The sequence below is a fragment of the Streptomyces sp. NPDC053048 genome (genome assembly GCF_044547045.1).
Lineage (GTDB): Bacteria > Actinomycetota > Actinomycetes > Streptomycetales > Streptomycetaceae > Streptomyces.
Genome location: NZ_JBITZS010000002.1, coordinates 639,615 through 664,115, shown reverse-complemented (window position 1 = coordinate 664,115; position 24,501 = coordinate 639,615). Strand labels below are relative to the sequence as shown.

Annotated in this window: 24 protein-coding genes; 15 read left to right on the top strand and 9 right to left on the bottom strand. The window is 73.0% G+C overall.

What is annotated here, in order from left to right:
* Positions 1-74: 74 nt before the first annotated feature.
* The 3 genes from ACIG36_RS07800 to ACIG36_RS07790 all read left to right on the top strand — a co-directional run bounded on the left by ACIG36_RS07800 (position 75) and on the right by ACIG36_RS07790 (position 4,029).
* Positions 75-2,291, top strand: coding sequence for a molybdopterin cofactor-binding domain-containing protein (locus ACIG36_RS07800; RefSeq protein WP_399923635.1), 2,217 nt, complete (start codon positions 75-77; stop codon positions 2,289-2,291).
* Positions 2,292-2,306: 15 nt separating this feature from the next.
* On the top strand, positions 2,307-2,780 hold the full coding sequence (locus ACIG36_RS07795) for a (2Fe-2S)-binding protein (RefSeq protein ID WP_399923633.1): 474 nt from the start codon (positions 2,307-2,309) through the stop codon (positions 2,778-2,780).
* Positions 2,781-2,871: 91 nt separating this feature from the next.
* Entirely contained in the window at positions 2,872-4,029 is a 1,158-nt protein-coding gene (locus tag ACIG36_RS07790) for a methyltransferase (RefSeq protein WP_399923630.1), read from the top strand.
* An 11-nt stretch (positions 4,030-4,040) separates the two neighbouring features.
* Here ACIG36_RS07790 and ACIG36_RS07785 read toward each other — a convergent pair whose 3' ends face one another.
* Positions 4,041-4,565: an ATP-binding protein gene (locus ACIG36_RS07785; protein ID WP_399923628.1), complete on the bottom strand. Its 525-nt coding sequence runs from the start codon at positions 4,563-4,565 to the stop codon at positions 4,041-4,043.
* 230 nt (positions 4,566-4,795) lie between these two features.
* Between ACIG36_RS07785 and ACIG36_RS07780 the strand changes: the two genes are divergently transcribed.
* Positions 4,796-5,032 carry a DUF397 domain-containing protein gene (locus tag ACIG36_RS07780; protein ID WP_399923625.1) on the top strand — a complete coding sequence of 79 codons (237 nt, stop codon included), beginning with the start codon at positions 4,796-4,798 and terminating at the stop codon, positions 5,030-5,032.
* 114 nt (positions 5,033-5,146) lie between these two features.
* Entirely contained in the window at positions 5,147-6,064 is a 918-nt protein-coding gene (locus ACIG36_RS07775) for a helix-turn-helix domain-containing protein (protein ID WP_399923623.1), read from the top strand.
* Between the two features lie 24 nt (positions 6,065-6,088).
* Here the strand turns inward: ACIG36_RS07775 and ACIG36_RS07770 are convergent, their stop codons facing one another.
* The 3 genes from ACIG36_RS07770 to ACIG36_RS07760 all read right to left on the bottom strand — a co-directional run bounded on the left by ACIG36_RS07770 (position 6,089) and on the right by ACIG36_RS07760 (position 9,715).
* Positions 6,089-6,904, bottom strand: a complete 816-nt coding sequence (locus tag ACIG36_RS07770; protein ID WP_399923620.1) for an SAM-dependent methyltransferase — start codon at positions 6,902-6,904, stop codon at positions 6,089-6,091.
* Positions 6,905-7,038: 134 nt separating this feature from the next.
* Entirely contained in the window at positions 7,039-8,190 is a 1,152-nt protein-coding gene (locus ACIG36_RS07765) for a helix-turn-helix domain-containing protein (protein WP_399923617.1), read from the bottom strand.
* 544 nt (positions 8,191-8,734) lie between these two features.
* Positions 8,735-9,715: a trypsin-like serine peptidase gene (locus ACIG36_RS07760; protein WP_399923615.1), complete on the bottom strand. Its 981-nt coding sequence runs from the start codon at positions 9,713-9,715 to the stop codon at positions 8,735-8,737.
* Positions 9,716-10,024: 309 nt separating this feature from the next.
* Here ACIG36_RS07760 and ACIG36_RS07755 point away from each other — a divergent pair, with 309 nt between their 5' ends.
* Both ACIG36_RS07755 and ACIG36_RS07750 read left to right on the top strand, forming a co-directional pair.
* Positions 10,025-11,653, top strand: coding sequence for a M48 family metalloprotease (locus ACIG36_RS07755; RefSeq protein ID WP_399923611.1), 1,629 nt, complete (start codon positions 10,025-10,027; stop codon positions 11,651-11,653).
* An 18-nt stretch (positions 11,654-11,671) separates the two neighbouring features.
* Positions 11,672-12,727, top strand: coding sequence for a hypothetical protein (locus ACIG36_RS07750; RefSeq protein ID WP_399923608.1), 1,056 nt, complete (start codon positions 11,672-11,674; stop codon positions 12,725-12,727).
* Positions 12,728-12,734: 7 nt separating this feature from the next.
* Here ACIG36_RS07750 and ACIG36_RS07745 read toward each other — a convergent pair whose 3' ends face one another.
* Complete coding sequence (locus ACIG36_RS07745; RefSeq protein ID WP_399923605.1) at positions 12,735-13,235, bottom strand: pyridoxamine 5'-phosphate oxidase family protein; 501 nt, start codon at positions 13,233-13,235, stop codon at positions 12,735-12,737.
* Between the two features lie 68 nt (positions 13,236-13,303).
* Here ACIG36_RS07745 and ACIG36_RS07740 point away from each other — a divergent pair, with 68 nt between their 5' ends.
* The 6 genes from ACIG36_RS07740 to panD all read left to right on the top strand — a co-directional run bounded on the left by ACIG36_RS07740 (position 13,304) and on the right by panD (position 19,330).
* Positions 13,304-13,903: a TetR/AcrR family transcriptional regulator gene (locus tag ACIG36_RS07740; RefSeq protein WP_399923602.1), complete on the top strand. Its 600-nt coding sequence runs from the start codon at positions 13,304-13,306 to the stop codon at positions 13,901-13,903.
* Positions 13,904-14,011: 108 nt separating this feature from the next.
* On the top strand, positions 14,012-14,569 hold the full coding sequence (locus ACIG36_RS07735) for an NADPH-dependent FMN reductase (RefSeq protein WP_399923599.1): 558 nt from the start codon (positions 14,012-14,014) through the stop codon (positions 14,567-14,569).
* A 424-nt stretch (positions 14,570-14,993) separates the two neighbouring features.
* Positions 14,994-15,647 carry a DUF4360 domain-containing protein gene (locus ACIG36_RS07730; protein ID WP_399923597.1) on the top strand — a complete coding sequence of 218 codons (654 nt, stop codon included), beginning with the start codon at positions 14,994-14,996 and terminating at the stop codon, positions 15,645-15,647.
* A gap of 319 nt (positions 15,648-15,966) precedes the next feature.
* Positions 15,967-16,554: an ATP-binding protein gene (locus ACIG36_RS07725; protein ID WP_399923594.1), complete on the top strand. Its 588-nt coding sequence runs from the start codon at positions 15,967-15,969 to the stop codon at positions 16,552-16,554.
* 200 nt (positions 16,555-16,754) lie between these two features.
* Positions 16,755-18,842, top strand: a complete 2,088-nt coding sequence (locus ACIG36_RS07720; RefSeq protein ID WP_399923591.1) for a SpoIIE family protein phosphatase — start codon at positions 16,755-16,757, stop codon at positions 18,840-18,842.
* A 71-nt stretch (positions 18,843-18,913) separates the two neighbouring features.
* Positions 18,914-19,330 (top strand): aspartate 1-decarboxylase, encoded by a 417-nt coding sequence (gene panD, locus ACIG36_RS07715; RefSeq protein ID WP_399923589.1) that lies wholly within the window; start codon positions 18,914-18,916, stop codon positions 19,328-19,330.
* 27 nt (positions 19,331-19,357) lie between these two features.
* Here the strand turns inward: panD and ACIG36_RS07710 are convergent, their stop codons facing one another.
* From ACIG36_RS07710 to ACIG36_RS07695, 4 genes are read right to left on the bottom strand one after another with little or no spacing between them, the layout of a single operon-like run.
* Positions 19,358-20,104, bottom strand: coding sequence for an alpha/beta hydrolase (locus ACIG36_RS07710; protein ID WP_399923585.1), 747 nt, complete (start codon positions 20,102-20,104; stop codon positions 19,358-19,360).
* A 42-nt stretch (positions 20,105-20,146) separates the two neighbouring features.
* The gene (locus ACIG36_RS07705) at positions 20,147-21,409 is read right to left on the bottom strand and encodes an MAB_1171c family putative transporter (protein WP_399923582.1); all 1,263 of its coding nucleotides are present in this window, start codon (positions 21,407-21,409) and stop codon (positions 20,147-20,149) included.
* Entirely contained in the window at positions 21,406-21,936 is a 531-nt protein-coding gene (locus tag ACIG36_RS07700; protein WP_399923579.1) for an ImmA/IrrE family metallo-endopeptidase, read from the bottom strand. The genes ACIG36_RS07705 and ACIG36_RS07700 overlap by 4 nt, the downstream gene beginning before the upstream one ends.
* A gap of 17 nt (positions 21,937-21,953) precedes the next feature.
* Positions 21,954-22,403: a helix-turn-helix domain-containing protein gene (locus ACIG36_RS07695; RefSeq protein ID WP_399923576.1), complete on the bottom strand. Its 450-nt coding sequence runs from the start codon at positions 22,401-22,403 to the stop codon at positions 21,954-21,956.
* 245 nt (positions 22,404-22,648) lie between these two features.
* On the opposite strand from ACIG36_RS07695, the gene ACIG36_RS07690 reads away from it, so the two are divergent.
* Together ACIG36_RS07690 and ACIG36_RS07685 are read left to right on the top strand one after the other, a co-directional pair.
* Positions 22,649-23,650: a ParB/RepB/Spo0J family partition protein gene (locus ACIG36_RS07690; protein ID WP_399923573.1), complete on the top strand. Its 1,002-nt coding sequence runs from the start codon at positions 22,649-22,651 to the stop codon at positions 23,648-23,650.
* On the top strand, positions 23,647-24,459 hold the full coding sequence (locus ACIG36_RS07685) for a winged helix-turn-helix domain-containing protein (protein ID WP_399923570.1): 813 nt from the start codon (positions 23,647-23,649) through the stop codon (positions 24,457-24,459). The genes ACIG36_RS07690 and ACIG36_RS07685 overlap by 4 nt, the downstream gene beginning before the upstream one ends.
* The last annotated feature ends 42 nt before the right edge of the window (positions 24,460-24,501 follow it).

Sequence of the window (24,501 nt, the reverse complement as noted above, 5' to 3'; positions counted from 1 at the left end):
CCCCGCCTACCCCCCGGTCATGATCGGCGGGGGTCCGGCACCGGCGGCGGGCCGGGCGGGGAAGGGGAGCGCACATGGCGCGGCACAGCAGGCGTGGATTCCTCAGCTATCTGGTCGCCGCGCCGACGCTGGCGGTGGCCACCCGGATCGGCCTGGACGGCGCCGCGCCCGGCGCGGCGCACGCGCAGGGCCAAGCCGTCGTGCCCACCCCGCCCCAGCCGGCCGACCTCGTCGACCTCGGTGACCTGCTGATCCTCGCGGGTGCCCCCACGGCCCACATGCTGGTGCTGCGCGTCGGCGAGGACGGCACGGTGACGTTCCGGCTGCCCCGGGAGGAGGTCGGACAGGGGCTGACGACGGCGGTGGCGATGCTGGTCGCCGAGGAGATGGACGTCCCCCTCGCGCGGGTGCGGGTGCAACTGGAGGACGCCCGGCCTGAGCTGGTGTTCGGTCAGTTCACCGGCAGCTCCAACTCCATCCGGTCGCTGTACGACCCCGTCCGGCACACCGCCGCCGCGGCACGCGCCCGCCTGGTGGCCGCCGCGGCCCGGCAGTGGGACCTGCCGGCGCGGCGGCTGAGCACGCGCGACGGCGCCGTCGTGGCGCCGGACGGGCGCAGCGCGCCCTACGCGTCCCTGGCGGCCGCCGCCGCGTCGCCGGACCTGGGCGCGCTCACCGCCGCGCCCAAGCCCGAGTCCGAGCACCGGCTCGTGGGCACCCCCACCTCGCGCATCGACGCCCGCGCGATGGTCACCGGCCGGCAGCGCTACACCCTGGACCTCGACGTGCCCGGCGCCAAGCCGTGCATGGTGCGCCGGCCACCGACCCTGGGCGGCACCGTGCGCGCCGTGCGCAACCGGGACGCGGTCCTGGCCATGCCCGGCGTCCTGGCCGTCGCGGTGATCCCCACCGGGGTGGCCGTGGTGGCAGAAACGTTCGGTCAGGCGCTGGACGCGAAGAACGCCCTCGAGGTGACCTGGGGCCCCGGCCCCGTCGACGGCCTGTCCGACGACGGCATCCGCGCCCGGCTGCGCGCGGCGACGTCCCTGACGCCCCCGCCGCTGCTCTCCCGGCACCTCGAGGCCGAGTTCGACTTCGCGTTCGTCAGCCACGCGCCCCTGGAGACCAACTCCGCCGTCGCGGACGTACGGGCGGACCGGGCCGAGATCTGGTCCGGGGTGAAGGCGCCCATCGTCGCCCGGCAGACCATCGCGGCGGAGCTGGGGCTGCCCGTGGACCGGGTCACCGTCCATGTGGTGCAGGCAGGCGGCTCGTTCGGGCGCCGGCTGTTCTTCGACGCGGCGCTGGAGGCGGCGCGGGTGTCCAAGGCCTGCGGGCGACCGGTGCGGCTGATGTGGTCGCGGATCGACGACATGCGGCACGGCCGGATGCGGCCCGCGACCCACCACAAGCTCCGCCTCACCCACGCGCTGGGGCAGGTGCTCGCCCTCGAGCACCGGGTGGCCGCCGTCGAGACGGACTTCCGGCACGGCCTCGGCGAGATCATCACCGCGACGGCGGCGAAGCTGCCGAGCGGGCTGGGCAACGCGACGTTCGCGCAGACCCTCTTCCACACGACGGTCAAGTCCCCGTACCACTTCGGCCTGACCACACAGCGGCTGACCGAAGTGCCGCTGAGGATGCCCACGGCCTCCTGGCGGTCGGTGTACTCGGCCAACACCCGCGGGGCGGAGGAGATGCTCGTCGACGAGCTGGCCGCCGCGCTGGGCGAGGACCCGGTGGCCTTCCGCCGGCGCTTCCTCAAGGACCGCGCGCAGCGTGCCGTGCTCGACAAGGTGGCGGCCGAGGGCGGCTGGGGCCGGCCGATGCCGCCCGGACGGGCGCAGGGCGTCGGCTTCCACGAGGAGTACAAGTCCCGCACGGCGTGCCTGGTGGAGATCGACGCGGCCGACCCCGAGCGGCCGCGCGTCACCAAGGCGGTGATCGCGGCCGACGTGGGCCGGCCCGTCAATCCGCGCGGGCTGGAGGCGCAGCTGCTCGGCGGACTGACGGACGCCCTCTCCACGACCCTCAGCGCGGGGCTGCACATCGACGACGGGCTGCCGCTGGAGGGGAGTTACTCGCAGTTCCACTACGCCCGGCAGCAGGACTCGCCGCCCGAGGTGCGCATTTTCGTCATGCCCGCCACCGGGGAGCCGGGCGGGGCCGGCGAGCTCGGGGTGCCCGCGGCGGTGGGCGCGATCGCCAACGCCTACGCCCGTGCGACGGGGACGCGACCCCGCCGCTTCCCCGTCAACTTCGACGTCGACTTCACCCCGTTCCCGCGCTGACCCTGGAGCCCTGCCGTGCCCTCCCACACCTTCACCGTCAACGGGCGCACCGTCACCGTCGACGCCCCCGACGACCTTCCCCTGCTGTGGGTCCTGCGCGACCTGCTCGGCATCCGCGGCCCGAAGTACGGCTGCGGCATAGACGTCTGCAAGGCCTGCACCAGCCATCTGGACGGGGCGGCCGTCCGGCCCTGTGTCGTGCCCGTCGCCGAGGCCGCGGGCCGCCGGGTGACCACCATCGAGGGCCTCGCCGACGGCGAGAAGCTGCACCCGGTCCAGGAGGCCTGGCTGGAGCAGGACGTCGCCCAGTGCGGCTACTGCCAGCCCGGACAGATCATGGCCGCCGTCGACCTGCTGCGGCGCACCGGCGACCCCACGGACGCCGACATCGACGCGATCGCGAACGTCTGCCGCTGCGGCACGTACTTCCGCATCCGCGAGGCGATCCGCAGCGCGGCGGCGAAGATGCGGTCGGCACCGGGACAGTGAGTCCTCCGGAGTCCTTCAGAGGTCCCCCGTCCGCCCCTGCTGCCGCTCGGTGCGCGAGGGGCGCCTGGGGCTCGGTTAGCCTGAGGGCACGATGAACTGCCTGACGACGCCCTGGGGCGAGATCGAACTCGCCCGCTTCCCCGAGGACCCCCGCGACACCCTGCGTGCCTGGGACGCCGCCGACGAATACCTGCTGCGGCACCTGGCGGGGGAGGACGACGGCGCACCGGTGGACCTCTCGGGCACCGTGGTCGTGGTGGGCGACCGGTGGGGGGCGCTCGTCACCGCGCTCGCCGCGCGGCGGCCCACGCAGATCACCGACTCCTTCCTCACCCAGCAGGCGACCCGGGCCAACCTGGCGCGCAACGGGGCCGACGCGGACGCCGTGCGGCTGCTGTCGACCCGGGACACGCCGCCGGAGCGGATCGACGTGCTGCTGATCCGCGTGCCCAAGAGCCTCGCGCTCCTCGAGGACCAGCTGCACCGCCTGGCACCGGCCGTGCACGAGGGCACCGTCGTCGTCGGCACCGGCCGGGTCACCGAGATCCACACCTCCACGCTCCAGCTCTTCGAACGCGTCCTCGGCCCGACCAGGACCTCGCTGGCGCGCAAGAAGGCCCGGCTCATCTTCTGCGCGCCCGACCCGGCGATCGCGCGCGAGGCCAGCCCGTGGCCGCGCAGCTACGAGCTGCCCGCCGACGCCGGGGCCGGCGCCGGGCTGACCGTCACCAACCACGCCGGCATCTTCTGCGCCGACCGCCTCGACATCGGCACCCGCTTCTTCCTGCAGCACCTTCCCCGGCACACGGGCCCCGAGCGGATCGTCGACCTCGGCTGCGGCAACGGCGTGGTCGGCACGGCCGCCGCCCTGGCCAACCCCGCCGCCGAGCTGGTCTTCGTCGACGAGTCGCACCAGGCGGTCGCCTCCGCCGAGGCCACGTTCCGGGCGAACGCCGGGACGGACGCCCCGGCCGAGTTCCTGGTGGGCGACGGGCTGTCGGCCGTCGCCCCCGGCAGCGTGGACCTGGTGCTGAACAACCCGCCCTTCCACTCCCACCAGGCGACGACCGACACGACGGCCCGGCGCATGTTCGCCGACTCGCGCAGGGCCCTGCGCCCCGGCGGCGAGCTGTGGGTCATCGGCAACCGCCACCTGGGCTACCACGTCAGGCTGCGCCGCCTGTTCGGCAACTGCGAGGTCGTCGCGAGCGACCCGAAGTTCGTCGTCCTGCGGGCCGTGCGCACCTGACCGGCGAGGGGTCAGCCCGTCGTGATCCGGGCCCAGACCGTCTTGCCGGTCGCGTGCGGCGGTGAGCAGCCCCAGGCCTCGCTGAGCGCGGCCACGATCTGCAGGCCGCGGCCGGTCTCCGCCAGCCCGTCGGCCTCCCGGGCCGCGGGAAGGGCGGGGCTGGGGTCGGCCACGGCACACACCAGGGCGTGCTCCTTGCACAGCAGGGCCAGCCAGGCCGTCGCCGGCTCCCTGCCGGGCGCCGGCCTGCCGGGCCGGCGCAGCGCGTGGCGGATGGCGTTGGCGACCAGCTCCGCGGTGACCGTCGTCGCGTCGTCGGCGTAGTCCGCCAGGTCCCAGCCGGCGAGCGTCCGGCGCAGGAAGCCGCGGGTGCGGGCGGGGCTGCACGGGCCGGCGTCGAACCGTATGGCGGCGAAATGCGTCGTGGACAGCCCGAGAGCGACCCCCCAGTCGTGCCGGCTCGCATGCAGAATCGCATCGAGTGTGGCGGTACGGCCCCGCGCCGTCGTCGCGCGCGGACATCCGCAAGAGGTCACGCCGCGGCTAAGTCGCCTGACTGCAGCCATAGTTCATCCCCCCGAGGGACGTTTCGTCGAGGGCGCCGGGATGGGCCCGGCTAGTCAGTATCCTCACTGATCCCGTCGATGCAATTGCAGAGGGAATTGCATCACCCTCGGCGCGTCAAGAACGTGTGTACGTGCGACGGGTCGGCGGTCCATGAAGGGGGCGGGGCGGTTGTTCGATCGCATCGGAGGGAAGGCCGGGAATGCAGCAGGTCGACAATGGTGTGCAGGCCAGTTCGATTACTGGCGTGGTCTGGGTCAAGAGCCGTCACAGCACCCCGAGCGGAAACTGCGTGGAGCTGGCGGCACTGCCTGACGGAGGGGTGGCGGTTCGGAATTCCCGCCACCCGCAGGGGCCCGCTCTGGTATATACGCGCGACGAGACGATCGCCTTCATCGCCGGGGTGAAGGACGGCGAGTTCGACTTTCTCGCGCGCTGACGACGCACCGACGTCGTGCCGAAGTCGGCTGAAATGAACCGCCGTTAGGGCATGCGGCGGGGCTCCGGGGGGTCATACTGTGCGCGCCACCGGTATGACCCCCTAGGAGTCGGCATGTCCGCACCGTCGTATTCCTCTTCCCCGACGTCCTCGTCCGCTGTGATGCGCCATCTGCGCGACCCGTATGTGGGAGCCACCGCGCTCGGCATAATGCTGGGGCATCAACTGCGCGCGCTCCGCGAGGAAGCGGGCATCACGCCCGCCGCCGCGGCCGACCGCATCCGCGGCAGCACATCGAAGATCAGTCGCATGGAGACGGCCAGCAGCCCCCTCAAGGAACGCGACGTCGACGACCTGCTCCAGCTGTACGGAGTGGGCGAGGCCGCCCGCTCCGAGTACCGCCGGCTGGTCCGGCGCTCGGCCGAACCCGGCTGGTGGCAGCAGTACGGCGACGTGCTCCCCGACTGGCTGGAGACCCTGGTGGGCCTGGAGCGCGACGCCCACGTCATCCGCGCCTACGAGGTGCAGTTCGTCCCCGGCCTGCTGCAGACCCCCGCCTACGCCAGGGCCGTCGTGCACAGCGGCCACCGGCTGGCCTCGCCGGAGGAGATCGAGCGCCGCGTCGACCTGCGGTCCACCCGGCAGGGCATGCTGGCCGAGCCCGGCTCCCCGGTCCTCTGGGCGGTGATCGACGAGTCGGTGCTGCACCGCTGCATGGGCGGCGAGGAGGTGATGCGCGAACAGATCGAGTATCTGCTCGCCGTCACCCGCCGCCCCGGCGTGACGCTGCAGGTCGCCCCCTACGACCTCGGGCACTCGGTGTCCGTGGGGCCCTCGCTCACCTACCTCCGGTTCGCCGCGCCCATCCTGCCGGACATCGTGTACATCGAACTCATGAACAGCGCGCTGTATTTGGACAAGCGCGACGACGTCGCCAGGTACCTCGCCGCCCTCGACGAACTGAGCGCCCTGGCGCTGACGCCGACCGAGAGCCGCCACCTGCTCAGGGAAGCCCTCGACCGGTACCGCTGACGCCGGCGGACCGCCCCGGCGGCGTCAGCCGACGCGGCCGACGCCGCCGAACTCCAGCAGATCCCCGCCCGGCCGCCCGGGGGCCACCTCCGGGCCGGGCCGCCAGGCGGAGACCTCGACGAGGCCGGGCTCGAGGACCTCCAGGCCCTCGAAGCACGCCGCCACCTCCCGGCGCTCCCGCACCCGCCCCCAGGCGCCCCCGGTGACCTCCAGCATGAAGTCGGTGACGGACCGGCGGGTCTCCGCGTCGTCGCTGACCAGCTGGCAGACCACCAGGCAGCTGCCGGGGGCCAGCCGCCGGGCGAGGTCGCGCACCAGCAGCTCGGGGGCGTCCTCGTCGGGGACGCAGTGCAGGACGGAGACGAACAGCGCGGCCACCGGCTCCGCGAAGTCGATGAGGCCGGTCACCCGGGGGTGCCCCAGGATGCCGGCGGTGTCGCGCAGGTCGGCCCGGACGACGGCCGTGCGCTCGTCCTCCTCGAGCAGCGCGCGGCCGTGCGCCAGGACGACGGGGTCGTGGTCGATGTAGACCACGCGGGCGTCCTCGTGGACCCGCTGAGCCACCTCATGGACGTTCTCCCGCGCCGGCAGCCCGGAACCGTGGTCGAGGAACTGGCGGATCCCGTACTCGGCGGACAGCCGGCGCACCACCCGGCGCAGGAACCGCCGGTTGTTCCGGGCGATGAGCGCGGTGCCGGGCGCCCGCCCGAGTAACCGCTCGCAGGCCTCCCGGTCGGCGGGGTAATTGTCCTTGCCGCCCAGGTAGTAGTCGTACATCCGGGCGACACTCGGCACCGTCGCGTCGATCCTCACGGGCGGCCGTGCCCTCCTGTGCTCCATCTGACCCCTTCACCGCGTCTCGGCAACGAATTTCCCCCGGGCGGACGGAAGTTCACATCCTAGGGAGAGAAATGGAGCGGTGCGAGACCACGATGGCACGGTGCCGGGAGGACGTCGGCGAGGAGCCGCCCGCGTCACCCGCCCGTGGCGGCGGGCGGCGAGTCGGCGGCCCCGGCGGGGGTGTCGACGGTGGCGAGGAAGCCGTAGTGGAAGGCCTCCCACAGCGGGCGGATGTCCGCGGGCCGCCCGTCCAGAGCGGTGACGAGCAGGCTCGTGGACGCCCAGTCGGGCACCCCCTCGCCCTCCAGCAGGTCCTGGATGACGTGATGGGTCAGGCGGCCGGAGGAGGCGTTGCGGATGTGGGCGTGGCCGGGGCGGCCGGCCGCCAGGTACAGGCCGCGCAGCGCCGCGCGCAGCCGGTCGGCGGCGGCGCTGATCGAGTCCCGGGGCGCGGGCCCGAGGCCGTGCGCCGCCTCCCACAGCACGCGCAGGTCCGCCGGGTCGCCGCCGAAGGCCTCGGCGAGCGTGTGCACGACCGGCCAGGCGGGCATGCGCTCGCCCGCCAGGATCCGGGAGACGTACGAGGGCGACAGACCGTTGGCCAGCGCCACGTCGCGGATGGTGAGGCCGCTGAGCGCGTGCAAGTGGGCGAGCGCGGCGGCGAGTTTGCGTGCCGCGTGGTCGACGGAGGCCTCGTCGGGCGGCAGCCCCGGAGGGCCGGCGCAGGCCGTGGCGTCCGGGACGCGGGGGCAGGGCAGGTCGGCGCGGCCGGCCGCCGCTGTCGCCCGTTCGGCGTCGCGGCGCTGCAGCCGGCGCCGCACCTCCCGCTCGTTCCACCGCTGCCGGGCGGTGGTCTCGCTGACGCTCGCGGCGTCGCCCACACGCTTCCAGTTCGCCCCCGCGTTGCGCGCGTCCTGCACGGCCGCCGCCTGGTAGTACTCCACCTGCTTCAGCAACTCCCCGGCCAGACGCAGCAGGACCGCTAAGTCGCGGCCCGCGTGCTCGGCCTCGAGCAGCTGCGCCGCGTTCAGCTGCAGGTCCTCGGCGATCCGCAGCCCCAGCGGGCGCGAGCTGTGGGCCCTGGGCGGCAGGGCCTGCCCGTCGCGGATGCGCTGGGCGCGGCGCCGGCACGGGGGGCCGCAGTACACCTTCTTACGGCCCGGTCCGCCGGTCTGCCGCACTTCGCCCGCGCACATGGGGCAGACACCGATGTGCGGAACGGCGTTGGGAACGGCGTTCGGAACGGTGTGCGGAACAAGGTGTGGAACGGTGTGCGGAACGCTCACTGCTTCATCCTTCGTGCGTCGCTCTGACATTTCTCTCTCCACCCGCGTGGTGCTTCGCGGTCCGCCGAACGGACGGCGTCGGACGGGAAGGACGACAACCGCGAGAAATCCATTGGGGCCGCGGCGTGACAACCCGGGCAATTGCGCGGTGCACGTGCATCCGCCACTGCTAGGGTCGTGTCCGCCATCGCCTGCCCAGGGCTCCCTCGGTCAAGGGAACTTAGCGTCTTCGCCGACCCCTCTGCCATCGAGGCGGTGGGTAATGAAGAAAATCAGCCGCCCAGGGGGATAAACGGCAAACACCGGTGTTTCCGGGGGTATACGGAGTTCCCGGGCCGTGGTGCGATCAAAAGGGAAAGGCATCCGGTCGGAAGGCGGCAATTTCGGTGCGCATTCCGGTGTCCCCGTGGACATGGCGCGGAGAACGGCCCCTGTGGGGGGAGCGAAGTCAGCCGGGAAAGCACGCACCCCAAGGCGCCGGGGCGCCCTGGGGTGCGCTGCTTCTGTGACGGTCGTCAGGCGATTGGGGTCAGGTGGTGTGGGGTCAGGCGATCTGTGCCTGCTCGTAGAGGTTCTTGACCTCGTCGCCGAAGTACGGGCCGAACATCCTGTTCGGCAGGAAGGTGTAGCCGAAGCTGTTGACCGACACCTGCAGGCCGGTGCCGGTGGCCTCGTCGAAGGAGGTGAACCAGGGGCCGCCGCTCGAGCCGCCCGTCATGTTGCAGCCCAGGCCGTGGTCCTTGGTGAGCAGGAAGTCCTTGGAGGAGTTCCCGCTGCAGTGGATGAGCTTGCTGCCGTCGTAGGGCGAGGCGGCGGGGAAGCCGAAGGCGTACATGGCCTTGTTGTAGCCGCCGTTGAACTCCAGGCCCTGTGCCCCGACGACCTCGGCCAGGCTCTTGCCGTCGAGCCGGCCGACCACCGCGGCGCCGACGTCGTAGTTGATGTCCTCGCTCGCCACCCACTGCGGGGTCGACATCGTCTTGGCCGCCGACCACGTCCCGTAGGGCGTCTGTCCGTCGTGATAGCCGGGCGCGAACGTCCAGTTGGTGTGCCAGTTGCCCTGGTACTTGACGCAGTGCCCGGCGGTGATCACGGTGCTGGCGTTCTTGCTGGTGACCGCGTCGGCCGAGCAGGAGGCGGTGCGGCCCTGGAAGGAGAAGAACACCCGGCCCGAGGTCTTCACCACCGCGCCGCCGCCCGTCCACGGACCGCCCGCCTGCGGGAAGGACGCGGCGCGCGCGGTCGCGGTGGTGGGCGCCACGGTCGTCCGCTCGCCGCCGGCCTTCGGGACGGACACCGCGCCGGGATCCACGGAGATGAGGTCGAGCGGAACGGCCGCGCGCATGCGCTCGGGGGTCCAGAACTCGCTGACCTTCCGCTGTTCCTCCGCGGAGTCGGCGGCGGTGTGCACGGTCCGGGGGGCGGGGGCCGCGGCGGCGACGGTCGGGGCGGCCTGGGTGCCCGCGGCCACCAGGGCGCCGGCGGCCAGCAGGATTCCGGCGGTCGTACGGCGGGGTCGTCTCACGCGTACTCCTTCTGCCGAGGCCCCGGCGCGCGGACCGCGCGGGGCCGGGTGGGGGGCCGGACCGCGCGGTGGGCGGTCCAGGCAGATGAGTGGTGCGGATTCGAAGGTGCGTCAAGCAGCGTGCCACGGGACGCCGGATATTGACAGGGGCGCGTCAATCACCTCCTCGGGGTTGGGCTCATTCCGTCCCCATGTCGGCTCGGTGCGCCGACCCGGTAATCGGTTTGCCCGTTCGAATGCTCGTCCGGCATGATTGCCCGGCTCACCGCCGATTTGACCCACCTCCGACCCGTGCGAGGTCCCTGCCCCATGGGCGTTTCCCTGCGCGCGCTGCGCGCTCTGCTGCTGCTCGCCGGCTTCTACCTCCTGTGCCTCGCCCTGCTCGGCGTCTTCGCCGGCCTCGCGCTCGCCGCGCACCACTGGGCGCCCTTCCCCGTCGCGCTGAAGCTCGACGTCGTCGTGGCACTGCTCGCGATCCCGGTCGTCCGGGGCATGACGTTCTTGCGCGCACCCCAGGACGACGGCGAGGGCGGACTGCCCGTCACCGAGGCGGCGCAGCCGGAGCTGTGGGCGGCCGTGCGGCGGGTGGCCGCGGCGGCCGGCACCCGGGCTCCCGACGAGATCCTGCTCACCGGCAGCGTGAACGCGGGCGTCTCGGAGAACGCCCGGATGCTCGGTCTGCTGCCGGGACGGCGTCGTCTCTACATCGGCGCCCCGCTGCTGGCCGGCCTCACCGAGGCGCAGCTCCTCGCTGTCCTCGGCCACGAGTTCGGCCACTACGGCAACGCCGACACCCGGCTTGCCGCCGTCACCCTGCGCGGCCGTCACGCCGTCGACCGGACCGTGCGCTCCTTCACCGAACGGGCCGACGCGAAGGTGGAGAAGGAGCGGGCCAAGCAGCAGAAGCGCGCCGACAAGGCCCTGGCCAAGGGACGGCAGCCCAAGGCCGTGGACACCACCGGCGCCGGCTTCGGCCACCGCCAGATGGCCCGGCTGTTCCTCGCCTACTCCAGGTTCTTCCTGCGGTCCACCCAGAGCGTCGCCCGGCAGCAGGAACTCGCCGCCGACCGGGTGGCCGTGCGGATCGCCGGCCGGGACGCCGCCGCCTCCGCCCTGCGCGCGACAGCGGCGCTGGACGCCGCCCACGGCTTCTACCTGCGCAACTACGCCCTTGTGGGCACCCCTGCCGGGCTGCTGCCGCCGTACGGGCAGTTCTACGGCGGACTGTCGCGGCTGCTGGCCGAGCCGGGCCGGCAGGAGGAACTGGCCGAGCTGCGCGACGAGGTGCCCGAGGAGGAGACCTCTCCCTACGACGCCCACCCGCCGACCGCCGAACGCCTCCGCCTGATCGAGGCGCTGCCCGACGACGGACGCGGCCGGCACGAGCCCGTACGGCCCGCGACGGCCCTGCTGCACGACACCGAGCGCGTGCTCGGCGAGCTCGAGGGCGCCACGCTCACGCCGGAGGCGCTGGCCATGCGCCGCGTGGACTGGCCGGAACTGCTCCACCTCGGCCTGCGGGCCGACTGCGACGCCGACGCCGAACCCCTGCGGCAGGCCCTGCGCGAGACCGTCGGCAGCGACGCCGGCCTGCGCGCGCTCCTGGACGTCGCGGACGGCGGGGGGCTGTGGCGCGTGGCGGACCGGCTCCCCAAGTCCGAGGAGGCGGCCAGGGCCCGGGGGCGGGCCGCGCGGGAGTTCGTACGCCCGTACCTGCGGTACACACTGTCACGGCTCGTGGTCCTCGAGCTCGTCGACGCCGGGCTCGCCCGCTGGGAGATGTCCTGGTCGCAGGGCACCCGGCTGAGCCTGCCGGAGGGTCTGGAGGACCGGCTGGGCGAGGCCGTCGAGGCGGCGACCGAGGACACGCCCGACACCCGTCCGCTGCGGCACCTCCTGCCGTGGCCCTCCCCCCACGTCACCACCCAGACCATCTAGCGAAGCGAGCACCCTTTCGTGGCACGACTGCTGCCCCTTCTTGTCATCGCCGTCGGCGTCTACCTCTGGATCAGGTCCCGGCGCAGGGCGCGCGGATCCGGCACCTACGCGGGCACGGGGGCGAGCGCCCGCAAGCTGGGCTTCCTGCCCACGAGCGGCCAGAACACCGAACGGTCCATGCGCGACCCCGAACTGGACGCGCTGACCGCCTCGGTGCGGGCCGGCCAGTGGGAGCCCGTCGCGCGGGCCCTCGCGGCCGTGGGCAAGGACTGGGAGCGCCGCTCGGCGATGATCATCGAGGTCGCGGACGAGGCGGCGAAGGAGGACGGCTGGCTGACGGCCTGGGAGGCGGCGCGCCCGGACGACCCGGACGCCGCGGCCGTCCGCGCCAAGTCCACCGTCTTCCTCGCCTGGGAGCTGCGCGGCAGCGCCTGGGCGAAGGACACCACCAGCGAGCAGTTCGAGGGCTTCCGCCGGGTGCTGCGGCGCTCCCTGGAGGACATCGAGCGGGCCAAGGCCCTCAACCCCGAGGACCCCTCCCCGTACATCACGGAGATCTGGACCGGCCTCGGCCTGGGCTACCCGCACGAGAAGATGCACGAGCTGTGGGCCGAGATCACCGCCCGCGCCCCGTACCACTACGAGGCGCACTTCAGCGCCCTGCAGTACTGGTGCGCCAAGTGGCGCGGTTCGCAGGAACTGGCCCGGGAGTTCGTGGAGCGGGCCGTCGCCGCCGCCCCGCACGGCACGCTGCTGCCCGCGCTGCGCCTGGTGTCCTGGTGGGAGCATCGCGACAGGGAGGCGTCGGAGAAGGACTACCGCGGGCCGGAGCTCATGTCCTACGTCGACGCGGTCCTCGCGGACATCCCGATGGTGCCGCCCACGCATCCGCGGCTCGCCGAGGTGCGGCACCTGACGGCGTACTTCCTGGTGCGCCAGGAGCGGTACGCCGAAGCGCTCGAGCAGTTCCGCATGGTCGACGGCCATGTGGGCGCGGTGCCCTGGTCGTACTTCCCGGAGCCGGCGGAGATGTACTGCGCCTTCCGGGACCTCGCGGCGGCGAAGGCCCGCTGACCCGCTGTCAGGGCCGGCGGTCGGCGTGGACCGGCGTCCAGCCGGTCCCGTCCCGCTCGACGACCGCCGGCACCAGGCCGAAGGGGGCCGGGTGCACCTGGCGGGTGAAGTCCATCAGCTCGATGCGGCGGGGCCGCAGCCGCAGCAGGACGTAGTCGTCCCCGGCCGGCCCGCCGGGGAAGAACGCCTCGAAGCTGTCCTTCCAGTGCGCGAGCCGCAGTTCGGGGTCGTCCTCGACGGTCGCCTCGCCCTCGAGGACGACATAGGCGTAGGCGGCGCGGTCCTCGACGGCGTAGGTCACCTCGGGCCGGCGCGCGATGCCGGCCGCCTTGCGCGAGCGCGGGCTGGTGCCGATCCAGACCGTCCCGTCGTCGTCGACGGCCACGTGCTCGACGAGCCGGGTGTGCGGGCGGTCGCCGTCGTGCGTGGTGAGGAAGCCGTAGGGATTGCTCCGGGCGAGCCGCAGGGCGGCCTCGAAGAGCGATGCGGCGGTGTGATCGGTCGTCATACGGCACCTGTTTCGTGGCGGCGTTACCATACGCTGGCGTACGGTCAACCGTACGGTACCGTACGTTCATGGTGCAACGGCGAGAGCGGAACCCCCGGGACACCGGCGGGCGGCAGCGGCTGAGCGCGCGCGACTGGGCGGACGCGGCCCTGACGGCCATAGGGGAGGGCGGGCTCGCCGCCGTCGCCGTCGAACCGCTCGCCGTGCGGCTGGGGACCACCAAGGGCAGCTTCTACTGGCACTTCGCCAACCGCGACGCGCTGATCGAGGCCGCGCTCGAGCGGTGGGTGGAGGTCTGCACCGAGGACATCATCGCCTCGCTGGAGTCCGAGCCCGACCCGCTGACGCGGCTGCGCAGGCTCTTCGCCGAGGCGATCGCGGCGTCCGACCGCGATCCGCTGGAACTCTCGCTGCTGGCCACCTCCGCGCACCCCCAGGTCGCCGCGGTGCTGCGGCGCGTCACCGAACGCCGCCTCGACTACCTCGCCCGGCTCTTCACCGAACTCGGCTTCCCGCCCGACGAGGCCCGCCGCCGCGGCCTGCTCGGCTACACCGCCTACCTCGGCCACACCCAGCTGGGCCACGCGGTGCCGGAGGTGCTGCCGCCGGGCGGTGACCGGACCGCCTATGTGGACTCCGTGATCGAGGCCCTGTTGGGCCGGGCCTGAAACCCGCGTGTTAAGTTCGCCGACTCGGCGGATACGCCGTCACATCCGGCGCGGGCCAGCACAGTTGGCTCGCACCTCGCCCTTGTCACAACAGGAGAACCGATCACCGTGAACGCCATCCGCGTCCTTGCCATATCCGGAAGCCTGCGTGCCGACTCCGTCAACGCCCAGATCCTGCGCGCCGCCGGCACGCTGGCGGACACCGAGGTGAAGCTCGAGCTGTGGGACGGCCTGTCGGCCGTCCAGCCCTTCAGCGAGGACGACGAGGCCGAACCGGGCGCCGGCGTCCAGGAGATGCGCGCGGCCATGGGGGCGGCGGACGCGCTGCTCTTCGCCACCCCCGAGTACAACTCCTCCCTCCCGGGCCAGCTCAAGAACGCCCTCGACTGGGCCTCCCGCCCCTACCGCCAGTCCGCCCTCACCGGCAAGCCCGTCGCCGTCATCGGCGCCAGCCCCAGCGGTTTCGGCGCCAAGTACGCGCAGGCCGAGCTGCGCAAGGTGCTCAAGGCCTCCGACGCCGAACTGGTCGGCGACGAGCTGTGCGTGCCCAAGGCCAACTCCGTCCTCGGCGAGGACGGTCTGCCGGTGGACCAGGAGCTGCGCGACGCCCTGGTGGGGCTGATCCGCGCGCTGGGCGAGGCCGTCCGCGCCGGCGAGTCCGCCTGACGCCACACCTCACCGCCCGGCGGTGAGCAGGGGGCCGCGTCCGTTCGCCGGGCGCGGCCCCCACGGCGTGCATCGGGTGGCGGGCCCTTGGAAGCGAGGATTCCGTCGTGGACGGGCCCCGGCCCCCGAAGCCGCCGCCGACCGGTCGGCGCTGAGGCTCTGGCCAACACCTGTTCGGGCCCCTACCATGCGAACGCTCCCAGTCCCACCGGGCTGCGGGGGAAGCTTCGCAGGTTGGCATGGGCATGACCGTCGATGACCATGTCGGGCTCCGTCACCCGCGGACGTCTCCCGGCTCGCCCGGCGCTTCAGCGTTCCGATGCCCGCCCCTTCCGCTCGGGGGAAACAGCCGTCGCCAACGGGCACGGGATGTCTGTCCTCCCCTCGGGTCCTCGAGGGCCCGCAGCCAACAGATTGGAGCGTCATGCCCGCCGGTCTCTTCACCGCAGGTGCCATAGCGACGTTGCTCGCCGCGCCGCTCTCCACGCACAACGCCTCGTCGGTCATCACCAACCCGCCGCCGGACAAGATCGTCATCGAGGTCGCCACCGTCAACGGCTCGGGTTGTCCGGCCGGGACCGCCGCCGTCGCGGTCTCGCCCGACAACACGGCCTTCACCGTCACCTACAGCGACTACCTCGCCCAGGTCGGCGTCGGCTCCAAGCCCACCGACTTCCGCAAGAACTGCCAGCTGAACCTGAACGTCCACGTGCCGCAGGGCTTCACCTACGCGATCGCCGCCGCCGACTACCGCGGCTACGCCAAGCTCGAGCCCGGGGCGTCCGGCACCCAGAAGGCCTCGTACTACTTCCAGGGCTCACCCGTGACGACCCCGAGCAGCCACACCTTCAGAGGCAGCTACGCGGACAACTGGCAGGCCACCGACAGCGTCCCCATCGCCGCACTGGTCTGGCACCCCTGCGGCGAACTCCGCAACTTCAACATCAACACCGAGCTGCGCGTCAACGCCGGCACCTCCGACCCCACCAAGACCAACAGCTTCATGACCATGGACTCCACCGACGGCAGCATCAACACCGTCTACCACCTCGCGTGGAAGGAATGCCCCAAGCCGTAACCGGGTCCGCAACGGGGGCGGGGGCGGCCGGCGGGCCGCCCCCGCCCAACGCGCCGCGGCAGGACGCCGATGGCCGGATCGTGTCGCTCCTCACACCGACTTTATGCCCCGGACACCCCTCGCCACCTGCTGTTATCGCACTACGCGCAGCACCGGTGACCCATCGGGTATAGACCTGTGGCGAAAAACGGGCGAATGTTGGGGGAATTCCATCGCGAAGAAACCGCGGTCCACGTGCTCGTGGAACGGGACCGCGCCGGCGCACCGGACGAGAGATCGGCCGGAGCCCTTCGCGCCTCCTCGATCGCACCAGAGCCACATGCCTGCATTCAGTCGCGACCTCCTGGGTCCCACGCATACGGCCGACGCCATCACCAGCGCTCCCGATGCCATCGCGGACGCGGCCACCCGCCCCCTCCGACTCCTCGGCCCCTGGGGCCAGGGAGCCTCGTCCTGCCTGCACGGCGCGCCCGCGCCCTGGACGACCCGCTCGCTGCCGGCCGGCCCACCCCCCTCACGGGCCGTCTCGCTGCCCTCCTCGCCCCGGTCCGTCGCGGCCGCCCGCCGCTTCGCCGGCGGCCTGCTGGCCGAATGGGGCCTGGAGGAGCTCACGGGCGACGCCGTGCTCCTGCTCTCCGAGATCGTCACCAACGCCATCGTGCACGTGCCCGCCGGCTCCGGCGACGTGGAGCTCGTCCTCAGCCGGACCCAGGGCCACCTCGTCGCCCAGGTCACCGACGGCGGCGGCCGGCTGCCCCGGTGCGCCCGGGTCGGCCCGGACAGCGAGAACGGCCGCGGCATGTGGCTCGTCGAGCAGATCGCCGCGCAGTGGGGCCACCACGCCTCCCACACCGGCACGACCGTCTGGTTCGCCCTGGCGCTGCCCGCCGCCCCGCCCCGCGACTGACCCGCACCACGGGGGCGCGCGGCACGGCGGCACACACCACCGATGCCGCCGGCCGGCCGCCCGCGGGCTGCGAGGTGTGCCGGTTCCGAGGGAACATGGAAGACGCTGCGGCACGACGGGCGGGAAGGAGACTTCACGGGACCGGACCGGGCACGTTCCGGCACGAGGCCGCCGCACCACCCCGAGCGGGAGGACCTCGCATGGGCACCACCGACGCATTCCGGCCCGACCCGGGCCGCGCCAGGGCGGCCCCCTACGAGGCCGGCGGCCTGCTCGACGTCCTCAGCGTGGCGGCCGTGGTGCTCGACCAGGACGGGCGGATCGTGCTCTGGAGCCCGCAGGCCGAGGCCCTCTTCGGCTGGAGCGCGGCCGAGGCGCTCGGCCGGTACGCCGCCCAGCTCCTGGTGGACGAGCGGAACCGCGACGAGGTCCTGCGGCTCTTCGCCAAGGTCATGGGCGGCGGCGGTACCTGGGCCGGCGTCTTCCCCACCCGGCACCGGGACGGCACCATCCGGCTGCTGGAATTCCGCAACATGCGGCTGGAGGACAAGGACGGCCGGATCTACGGCCTCGGCATAGCCTCCGACCAGGAGATCCTGCGCGACGTCGAACGCGACCTCGCCCTCTCGCTGCGCCTGGTGGCCCAGTCCCCGATCGGCCTCGCCGTTCTGGACACCGAGCTGCGCTACGTCATGGTCAACCCCGCGCTCGAGCGCATCCACGGACTGCCCGCCCGCGCCCACACCGGCCGCCACGTCCGCGACGCCCTGCCCTTCATGGACGACGCCGACGCGGACGCGATGGAACGGGCCATGCGGCAGGTCCTGAAGACCGGCACCCCGTTGGTGGACCAGTTCACCGTCGGCCCCACCGCCGACCCCGCCGCCGGCGAGCGGGCCCGCCTGGTCTCCTTCTACCGGCTGGAGGACCCCGCCGGCCGCCCCCTGGGCCTGGCCACCTCGGACGTCGACGTCACCGACCGGCACCGCACGGCCACCGAGGCCCGCCGCAGGCTCGCCCTGATCGCCGACGCCTCCGTCCTCATCGGCACCACCCTCGACCTCGACCAGACCGCCCACGAGCTGGCCCAGGTCGTCGTGCCCGACCTGGCCGACGTGGCCGCCGTCGACGTCCTCGACGCCGTCCTGCACGGCAGCTCCGCCCCGCCCGACGACCGGGCCGCGGTGTTCCGGGCGCTGGCCGTCGCCCCGGCCGACGCCACCGGCGTCACCGACGCCGTCCGGGCCGCCGACCCGCCGGGGGAGATCGCCAAGTACGACGCCGACCGGCTCGTCGCCCGCTGCGTGAGAACCGCACGGCCCGTGCGGCTGCCCCACGTCACGCCCGGGGACCTGCCGCGCATCGCCCGGGACGCCGCCGCGGCCGAGCTGCTGGGCCGCGCCGGGCTGCACTCCTACCTGGCGGTCCCGCTGATCGCCCGCGGCGAGGTGCTCGGCGCGCTCGACCTCAAACGCACCCGCAACCCCGAGCCCTTCGGCGAGGACGACGTGGTCCTCGCCGGGGAGCTCGCCGCCCGCGCCGCCGTCTGCATCGACAACGCCCGCTGGTACCAGCGCGAGCGCGCCACCGCCCTCACCCTCCAGCGCGACCTGCTGCCCCAGCGGCCGCAGAACCTGGTGGGCCTCGAGGTCGCCTACCGATACCAGCCCGCCGGCGCGGCGGTCCAGGTCGGCGGTGACTGGTTCGACGTCATCCCCCAGGGCGAGGACAGCAGCGCCCTGGTCGTCGGGGACGTCATGGGCAGCGGCATCAACGCCGCCGCGGCCATGGGCCAGCTGCGCACCGCCGCCCGGACGCTCTCCGGGCTCGGCCTCGACCCCGCCCAGGTGCTGCGCCACCTCGACCGCACCGCCAGTGGTCTGGACCAGACGATCGCCACCTGCCTCTACGCCGTCTACGACCCCCGCCTGGACCGCTGCTGCGTCGCCAACGCCGGGCACCTCCCGCCCGTCCTGATGCGCCCCGGACAGCGCCCGGCGCTGGTCGACCTGCCCACCGGAGCCCCGCTCGGCGTCGGCGGCGTCCCCTTCGAGAGCGTCGCGGTGCCCCTGGCACCCGGTGACCAGCTCGTGCTGTACACCGACGGCCTGGTGGAGACCCGCGGCGAGGACATCGACAGCCGCCTGCGGGTGCTCACCGGCCTGCTCGACGGGCCGCGCCTGGGCCTGGAGGCCACCTGCGACCTGCTGCTCGGCGAGCTGCGCGAGGACAACGACCAGGACGACGTCGCCCTGCTCATCGCCCGCGTCAGGGCCCGGGAGGAATGAGCGGCGAGTGCCGGACCTCACCCGCGACGCCCTGGGAACGCCCCCCGTCGGGCACATAAAATGACCGCACCATGTATCGCACCATGATGAAGTCCAAGATCCATCGCGCCACCGTCACCCAGGCGGACCTGCACTACGTGGGTTCGCTGACCGTCGACGCCGACCTGATGGAAGCCGCCGATCTGCTGCCCGGCGAGAAGGTCGACATCGTCGACATCAACAACGGCTCCCGGCTGTCGACCTATGTCATCGAGGGCCCCAGGGGCACCGGAGTGATCGGCATCAACGGCGCCGCCGCCCGTCTGATCAGCCCCGGCGACCTGGTCATCATCATCGCCTACGGACAGATGGACGACGCCGAGGCCCGCGCCTTCGAGCCCCGGGTGGTCTTCGTCGACGAGCACAACGCCGTGGCCGACCTCGGCAGCGACCCCGCCGCCGTGCCCGAGGGCTCCGGCCTCTCTCGCGGGGACCGTGTGGCGGGCTGACGCCCGCCACACGTCACCGTTCCGCCGTCAGGCCGCCGGAGCCCCGGCGGCCTGGGCGATCGCATGGGCCGTCAGGTGCGCGGCCGCGCGGACGTGCTCGTCCTCGCTCGGCCGGCAGCGGTCCAGCTCCGGGTCGTACACCGCCCCGATCGCGCCCGCGTGATTCGCCCGCACCTCCTCCAGCCGGGCCGGCCAGCGGTGCGTGGTCAGGGCGCCCAGCAACTCACGTGAGAACGTGGTGTCCATCAGCTCGTCCGCCGTGCCGTGCACCAGGGTGACCGGCACCGGCAGCGGGCTGGCCGGGCCCCCGCCCGCCAGGTCGTTGAGCGGGGGAACGCCCGTCGTGCGGGCCGGGCGGTCGTAGCGCGAGGCGATGCCCACGACCGCCGCCGGCCGCCAGCCGTCCGCCACCTGGGGGCGCAGCGCGACGCCCATCGCCGCCGAGGCGCCCGCCGACCAGCCGGCCAGCACCATCCGCTCCCCGTCGCCGCCCAGCGCCGCCGCGTGCGTGCGGGCGTACTCCAGCGAGGCCAGCAGGTGTGCCCTGCCCCCGTCCGCCGCGTCCGAGCGCCAGTCGGGGACGAAGACCAGCACGCCCGCCCCGGCCACCGTCCGCGCGAGCGGTTCGAGGACGTCCCGCTCGTCGGGGCCGATGCCGTGCCAGAGCAGTACCGTCGGCAGTGATGTCGCGTCCGTGACGGGCAGATAGACATCGATGAACTTGCCGGCGGAGGTGGTGGCGAGTTCGTGTTTCACTTCACGTGGTACTGGCACGGTGGCCCTTCCGGATCGTGTCACGCTTACCGCAGGACGCTATCAATTGGCATCGGCCGACTGCTGTGGCACCGGCTCCACTTGAACGCCGCCGGTGCGAGCACCGCCGGAATCCGCTGGTTCGGCGGCATTCCCGGGCAGGGCGGCGAACGCGGTGGCGACGTGCACGAGCCACACCGTTTCCTCGGCGAGATCCCTCCGTGCCGCGGCGCGATCGGCCGAGGTGCCCGCGCTCGCCGCCCCGGCGCGGCCCCGGGCCTTGTTCGCCAGCGCGGTCCTGATCCGCACCGCCTCGACGCGGGCCCGTACCTCGCTTTCCGGCAGCCCGGCGGCCACCGCCTCCTCGCGGGCCTTCTCCGCCGCCACCGGATCGTGCCGGTCGCGCAACGCCAGTTGCCCGTCGCGGATTTCGATGACCCTGCGGTAGAGACGGAATTCCAGTTGCCGGAATTCCAGCCGGTCGGCGAAGGCGCCGCGTGCCGGGGCCAGCGCGATCGTGGGAACCGCCTCGTGCAGAGCGGCCCACAGGGGATACAGGCGGCGGTGCCGCCGGTACGCCGTCAGCCAATGGCCGGCGGCGGCGACCCGGGGGCCCCAGCCCGGCAGCGTCCAGCCCACCAGGGTGAGCGCGGAACCGAGATCCCCGCACAGCCAGGCGACGTTCTCCCAGGCGCGCAGGTCGAAATCGAAGACGGTGCCCAGGACGTTCCCGGCCCGGATGAGCCCGTAGCCGAGGGTCGCGAAGGCGCCGACGGCGATGACCCGCAGCCCGCGCCGCAGCCAGGTCCGCCCGGCCACTCGGGAATAGCCCCAGCAGACGCGGAAGACATTCGCCTCGCCGATGAGATAGACGCCCACGTACAGGGAGAGATAGGCGACGTAGTAGGGGTCGTGGACGTAATAGAGGGTGAAGCCCTTCACCCGCTGCACGGTCGGGGTGAGCAGGCAGAAGAGCGTGACCAGCGCCACCAGGGACGCCGCGCAGAAGGCCAGTTGCCACCGGACGATCCGGCGCGCCCGCTCGGGCGGGCGCGCCCAGTACGTCAGGACCACCTGCTGCCCGACGACCAGGGAGAGCACACAGCTCTGCGCGAGAACGGCCGCGATGTTCGGCACGCCCGTCAGCTCGTCCACCCGCACCCACACCGGGGGCAGGGAGACGAAGAAGCTCAGGCCCGAGAGGGCGAAGACGGCGCACAGGGCGGCCAGGGCGGGATCCCTGGGATTCTGCCGCAGCGCGCGCAGCTTGTAGAAGAGGCCGGACCAGGCGGCGACGACCCCGAGGGTATGAAGGAAAGTGATCACATCTCGTCCGAAGTGGAGCCGCGCAGGGACCTGTCCAGTCGTTCCACACTCTCCGCGGCCTCACGGGGCACGGACCAGTTGCGTTCGAGTGGCTGCCGGTTGGCCTCCTGGAGGATGAGTGAGGCGACCATCTCGGCTTCCTGTTCCTCGGCCGAGGTGTAATAAGTGCGCTGGAGCACGCCCTGGACCATTCCCGGATCGAGATTGGGCAGCAGCAGCCGGGACGTTTCCTCGCCCAGTACCGCGTTTTCCTTGTGGCCGCAGATCACATGCCCCAACTCATGGGCGATGATGTGTTCCTGATGGAGTGGGCTGGTATCGTGCTCGTAGAAGATGTAATCGACATCCGGTGCGGATATCCACAAGCCGCACGGCCCGTCGACGGGTAGTCGGACGGGCTCGAGATGAATGGGTCGGCCATGCCGTTCGGCCACTTTTCGGGAGAGTTCCCAGACGTCGAACGGCGACGGGATGTCCAGGCCGCGAACCAGCTCCAGACTGCGCTGGTGCAACCTCTTGAAATTCACGGGTGCCCCCGTAGTAGCTAGGGGTTTCTTTCGGACGGACCGGTCCGGCTCGTCGGAAGTCCTTCCAACTCCCGGACCCGCTCGATCACTTCGTTGATCGAGTGCAGGCTCTCGGGGGACAACCCGGCCGCGCGGAGTGCGACGCGCTGCACCTGGGTGTCCCGCAGAGCCACCAGTAGACGCAGGTCGGCATTGACGGCCTCGGTGACCTGATCGTCGAAGAAATAGGCCGGAGGCACGCCGAAGAACTTCGCCAGCGCCTCCACGTGCCGCAGCGTCGGATTGTTCCGCTGCCCCTTGCGCAGCAGCCAGATATAGCTTCCGGAAATCGACACTCCCCCCGCGGTGATCGCGCGTGCCACTTCCTCCGTGCTGTAGGGCTCCCGGCCGGCCGGTACCACCGTGCTGAAAAGGTGGTTCAGCTTGTCGGCCAGTGTGGACTCGGCCGAGGCATCGGGCTCGTTCATGATCGCACCTCCCTCCTGCGGTCAATCTAGCTTAAGCGCCCCACACATGGTTCATGTGCCCGCGAACGCAACGTGGTTGACAGCGACGGGCCCCGATGCTTAGCGTCCTGTCTGTCGGCGGATCGACTGGTGTTGGACGGCTCGCGAGAGCAGCCCACATCAGTTGGAGGAGGAGGGTCACCAGACGCCCGCCTCCCCCGAGTGCGAGGTCCGCCAACGACCGAGGTTCAGCCGGAGGGGGCGCAGTGACGGTTCCGGAACCGGAACAGCAGCAGATCGCCGTACTTTCTCCTGACGCACTGTTACCCGCGGACTCCCCGCGGGTGGAGGGCGAGGACCTCAGGCACGTCCAGACGCTCGCCGCGCTGGACGTGCCACTGCCGCCCATCGTCGTGCACCGCGCCACTCTGCGGGTCGTCGATGGTATGCACCGGCTGCGAGCCGCTCGTCTACGGGGGGATGAGCGGATCGCAGTCCGGTTCTTCGACGGCAGTCCCGACGACGCCTTCGTCTACGCGGTCCGGGCCAACATCCTGCGCGGCCTGCCGCTGACCCAGGCGGACCGCTCGGCGGCCGCCGAGCGCATCATCCGCAGCCATCCGCACTGGTCGGACCGCCTGATCGCCTCGGCGACCGGACTGGCCGCCAGTACCGTCGCCGCGGTCCGCAGACGCTCGGCCGGCTCCGGCACCCAACTGCCCGCCCGCACCGGGCGCGACGGCCGGGTCCGGCCGCTCAACGCCGCCGAGGGCCGCCGCCGCGCCGGCGCCCTCATCGAGGCCAGGCCGCAGGCCAGCCTCCGGGAGATCGCGGGCATCGCCGGCATAGCCGTCGGCACCGCCCGCGACGTGCGCCTGCGCATCCGCCAGGGCCGCGACCCGGTGCCGAAGAAGCTGCGCGACGCCGAGAACCGCGGCCGGGCCGGCGAGCCCGCCGTACGGGCCGCCGCGCCCGCGAGCACCGCCCCGCAGGCCGCCACCGCGCGGCCCGTCGCGACGGCGTCGGTGAGCACCGAGCCGCTGCTGCGGACCCTGCGCACGGACCCCTCGCTCCGCTTCACCGAGGGCGGCCGGGCCCTGCTGCACCTGCTCTCCGCCCACGCCATGGGCGGCGAGCGATGGCGTGGGCTGCTCGACGCGGTGCCCGCCCACCGGCGGGCGGCCGTCGCCCAGGCCGCCCGGCACAGCGCCGAGGCCTGGCTGCGCTTCGCCGGTGAACTCGAGCGTCGCACCGGGGGATCGCGATGACCCTCGCGGACGTCCGGCCCGGAGCCGTCTCCTTCACCCTCCTGGGGCCGGTGTCGGCGCGGGTCGGCGAGGAGCCGGTGGTCGTCGACGGCCGCAGACAGCGCGTCGTCCTCTCGCTCCTCGTCCTCGCCCGCGGCCGGGTCGTCCCCACGGACACCCTCATCGACGCGGTGTGGGGCGACCACCCGCCGTTCTCGGCACGCACCCGGATCGCGCTGTGTGTCAGGGCCCTGCGCCGGGCGTTCCGCGCCGCGGGGCACAGCAGCACGGTCATCGCCGCCGCGCCCCCGGGCTACCGGCTGCGCACGGAACGGGCCGGCTTCGATGTCCGCCGGTTCGACGACCTGGTCACCGACGCCGACCGCGCCGCCGGGCGCGGCGAGCTGATCCGGGCGGGCACCCTCTACGGCGGTGCGCTGGACCTGTGGAGCGGCCCCGCGCTGCAGGGCGTGGGCGGGCGGCTGACCGAAGGCGCCGCGGCCCGGCTGGAGGCGCGGCGGCGCGTGGTGTGCGAGGCGCTGCTGGACGTCGGGCAACGCCTGGCGGATGACGGGCTCTTCGACGAGGCGGGCGCCGCGCTGCGGTCCGCCCTGCGGGCGGCCGAGGCGCTGGCCGACCCGGCGCTGACCGCGCGGGCCCATCTCACGCTGGCCCGCCACCTGGTGACGATCCGTCGCCTCACCCTGGCCCGGCGGCACTTCCGGGCCGCCGCGGCCCTGGACGAGGGACGGGCGGACATGGAGCCCTTCGAACGCGGACCGCTGCGGGGCGAGGCACTGGACCTCGTGCCACGGCAGGCGGTGCGATAGCGCAGGGGTTACGGGCTCCCTCCCGTAACCCCTGCATGGCCC